This window comes from Shouchella tritolerans (assembly GCF_025770735.1).
Taxonomy (GTDB): domain Bacteria; phylum Bacillota; class Bacilli; order Bacillales; family Bacillaceae_D; genus Shouchella; species Shouchella tritolerans.
The window spans coordinates 1-3270 of record NZ_JAODPB010000021.1; the positions used below are offsets into that span (position 1 = coordinate 1).

Genomic DNA, 3270 nt, shown 5'->3' on the forward strand with positions numbered 1-3270 from the left:
TGTTAAGATCATACACCTCTAACCACTCGCGTATCTCACCTTTTTTATGCCCCGCGTGAAGAGCTAGCAAATTGCTAGTCAAATCATGCCTTTCGTAATTGGAAGCGTACTCTAAAGCGTTCATAATTCCTAAAGGCTTTTCCAACTTCAAGCAGTAATTGTCCATAATCTCTAAATACTCACTCGCTGCCAAATATCGAATTAAGTTAAGTACAGTCGAAAATTCCAGATCATTTTTCCCTTTGGCAGAAAGAAAACGCGATATGTACTCTTTTCGGATACCTGTAGAGTTGCTCACATCTATTTGTTGTAATTTTTTTTCGTTCATATATGATTTTACAACTTGATATAGATATTCTGCTGATTCAATAGTCGCTTTGGCTACAACCATATTTACCCCCCTAGTTACATTTTTGAAATTTTTAATTTTTATGTAACTGAATGTCAGAATAATAGTACTTTCTCTAAATATTAACCCGATTTCTGTTTATCCGCTATTGGGAAAATAGTACAACAAATGTAGCGAATAAACTGTCGAAATACGTCGTAAACTATGCTGATTCGCTTACCTATGCCCGCGAATGAGTTTTGTATTGGGCAAATTTGCCTACTGATGTCAGTATAGCATAGAACTTATGTTCGTAAAAGAGGTATTAAAAAAGAAAAATTTTCATTTTATTTTTATTAAAATTCTTGACTTTTCGTACTATCAATAGTACAATAAGGTTAGAACATAACAAGGAGGTGAACAAATGCTGGACACAATAGAGCAAATCGCCCGAATCATCTTCTCTCTAGCGTCCACGGTTGGCATCGTAGTTGCGCTAAGGAAGAATGACTCGGACGATAACAAATGAGGGTTTGGGGCTATGCCCCTCCCTTAGCTCTATAATACAGCATAAGCGATGAAAAAGAAAACTCTCTATATCCTGCTGCTTATCCTCGTGTGGGCCTCGTTTATTTTTAAACAGCCTGTCTTGGATATTGCTGTCACCCTTGGAGTAACGCTATTTATTTTAGATCAGCTAGGAGTGTTTAAACGTGGACGAGCCTAACAAGCCACATAAGCCACTTTCGCAAACCGAGCGTAACAAGCGCTGGCAAGAGCAAAACAAAGACCGCGCCCGCTATCTTAGCGCCCGTTCAAGTGCTCGGAGCTTTATTCGTAATCGCGCAACAAAAGAAGATTTGGACGAACTAGAACAATTGATTGCCGAGCGGCGCCAGCAACTTTAAGGCTATGCCAAGTGCATATGCCTTTTTCTTTTGGGCGAAATTACCACTAGAATACAGAACGCACATTCGCATATAATACAAACGAACGTTCCCTCGAAAGGATGATTGTTATGAAAAGCATGGATGATGTAAAATCACAGCTTTGGCGCGGTAATCTCATGTGGGAAGAAAGAAGGATGATGCTGCCGGAACATAAAGAAGCGTGGCTCAAGCTGCAACAAGAAGAAAATAAAGTCGAGCTGCACGGGGAGCTTGACGACGACCAATGGCACGGAATCGGCGAATTTGTCATGGACGCGCTAAATCATACATTAATCGTCCGTTTGACCTACTGGAATGACGGCTATTACATTGACCGCGAATGTTACATATACAAAGTAGATGACATAAACAGACGCGTGCGCATTGAGTATGGCCCATCTGATGATAGCGTCCGCGAGTGGATAGACATGAGGGTTATTTATGATGTGCAGCGTATTTAATATTCACCGATATACCACGGAATCAGATTCTTTCACTAGCTCAACCAGGTTTTTTACTGTATTCTATAGATGACAGAACATCACAGGAGTGTTTTTATGGTTGTAGCTAACTTTATCCTACTATGCGAAGATGTACGATACGACAACGGCGAGGTTTCTCTTGTAAGCCCAATACCATCCAGGTCGTTTAGTTCGTTCCCTGGAAAGGCTTCATTTAAGTTTGCCTTTGGTTTATCGGACGTTAGCCCTCAAGAACCTTTAAAGATAAGTGCTCGATTTGAACTTGAAGGAAAAACGACTTTTGAAGAACTTATTACTGATAATGAACCAATTAATCATTCGGATTCCCAAGAAAATATTGATGGCTTTTTTCATGGAGAAATAGTTAACATCGATTTTCCTGAACCAGGAAATTATTCCTTCATTATCAAATGTATCGATAAAGAAGGTATGATAACCGAAAACAAAGCTATACTTATTGTAAGGAAGAGGAAAGATCATGACTAAGGATAAGAAAAAAATAGTCTATGCTCACTTCCATGAAGAGCCAGGGAGAAAACGAGGTAAGATCACTAACCCAGTTTTTTACGAAACAGGTACATTAGGGTCAAACACAGCGACCAATGATTTTAACCCAGATCAAAAAGACATTGATAGTGAGGTGCATACAATGTCTGAAGATAAAGGATATGACAGGTACTCCGAATTAAAGGAAGACTTGAGAGAAAGCGAACGAAGGATTTCTAATTCGGTGAAAGAACGGGAAGACAGATTCGTTGAGCAGATGAATCGATTTGCTCAAGATGCTAAAGAACGTGAGGAACGCTTTTTATTAGACAACAAAGAACGCGAAGACCGGATAAATCAAAAGCTCGAAATGCTTAGTCAGAAATTTGACGACCACGCAAAACACACTGAAACGATGAAGACCCAAAACTTTTGGGGTAATATTGCTCTTTTCGGAGCGATGTTAGCTATCGTGATTACGCTGTTAATTTTTGTGTTAAAGTAAGCCCCGCCGAAACGGGGCCTTTTTTATTGCAGCAAAGCCTTCCACGTATTTTTGCCGGCAATTCCATCAACGCCCAAGCCCTTCGCTTTTTGGAACGCCCGTACAGCCTTCTCGGTTCCATCGCCGAAATGACCATCAAACGGCCCAGGATTGTGGCCTGCTAGATATAACAGAGCTTGCACGACACGCGTTAGGTTGCCTTTAGCACCTTTGCGGACATTACGAGCAGCCGCGTATGTTTTAGGTCCCGGAATGCCATCCACAGACAAACCAGCGCCAAACTGTTTGTTTAGTTCGTTTTGATAAACTTTTACCAAAGCTTGGTGAGTCTTAGGTCCTTTTAATCCGTCTACTACAACTTTGTAACCGTAGTTGCAGCACCATTCTTGGACTTTACGAATAAACGCATCACAAGTAGGATTTGAAGGTTTCGGCTCAGAAACTTTACCGCCGGACACCAAATTCCTAAGCTCGGTCATGCGGAAGTTTTTGCCCGGGCAGGCTGTAGATGCCAAAACATTATGCCCAATAATGTCTGAT

At 40.9% G+C, this 3270-nt stretch carries 6 protein-coding genes; 4 read left to right on the plus strand and 2 right to left on the minus strand.

Annotated features, from left to right (window positions below; translation table 11 throughout):
- Window positions 1-391: hypothetical protein (locus N6H06_RS22885; RefSeq protein WP_263708066.1), on the minus strand; the 391-nt coding region annotated here is incomplete at its 3' end.
- 650 nt (window positions 392-1041) lie between these two features.
- On the opposite strand from N6H06_RS22885, the gene N6H06_RS22890 reads away from it, so the two are divergent.
- The 4 genes from N6H06_RS22890 to N6H06_RS22905 all read left to right on the plus strand — a co-directional run bounded on the left by N6H06_RS22890 (window position 1042) and on the right by N6H06_RS22905 (window position 2730).
- On the plus strand, window positions 1042-1236 hold the full coding sequence (locus tag N6H06_RS22890; RefSeq protein ID WP_263708067.1) for a hypothetical protein: 195 nt from the start codon (window positions 1042-1044) through the stop codon (window positions 1234-1236).
- Window positions 1237-1346: 110 nt separating this feature from the next.
- Window positions 1347-1718: a YolD-like family protein gene (locus tag N6H06_RS22895; RefSeq protein ID WP_263708068.1), complete on the plus strand. Its 372-nt coding sequence runs from the start codon at window positions 1347-1349 to the stop codon at window positions 1716-1718.
- A 96-nt stretch (window positions 1719-1814) separates the two neighbouring features.
- The gene (locus N6H06_RS22900) at window positions 1815-2225 is read left to right on the plus strand and encodes a hypothetical protein (protein WP_263708069.1); all 411 of its coding nucleotides are present in this window, start codon (window positions 1815-1817) and stop codon (window positions 2223-2225) included.
- A complete protein-coding gene (locus N6H06_RS22905) occupies window positions 2218-2730 on the plus strand; it encodes a hypothetical protein (protein WP_263708070.1) in 513 nt (170 codons plus the stop codon). Before N6H06_RS22900 ends, N6H06_RS22905 begins: the two co-directional genes overlap by 8 nt.
- A gap of 23 nt (window positions 2731-2753) precedes the next feature.
- Here the strand turns inward: N6H06_RS22905 and N6H06_RS22910 are convergent.
- The coding region (locus tag N6H06_RS22910) for a peptidoglycan-binding domain-containing protein (protein ID WP_263708071.1) at window positions 2754-3270 on the minus strand (517 nt) is incomplete at its 5' end.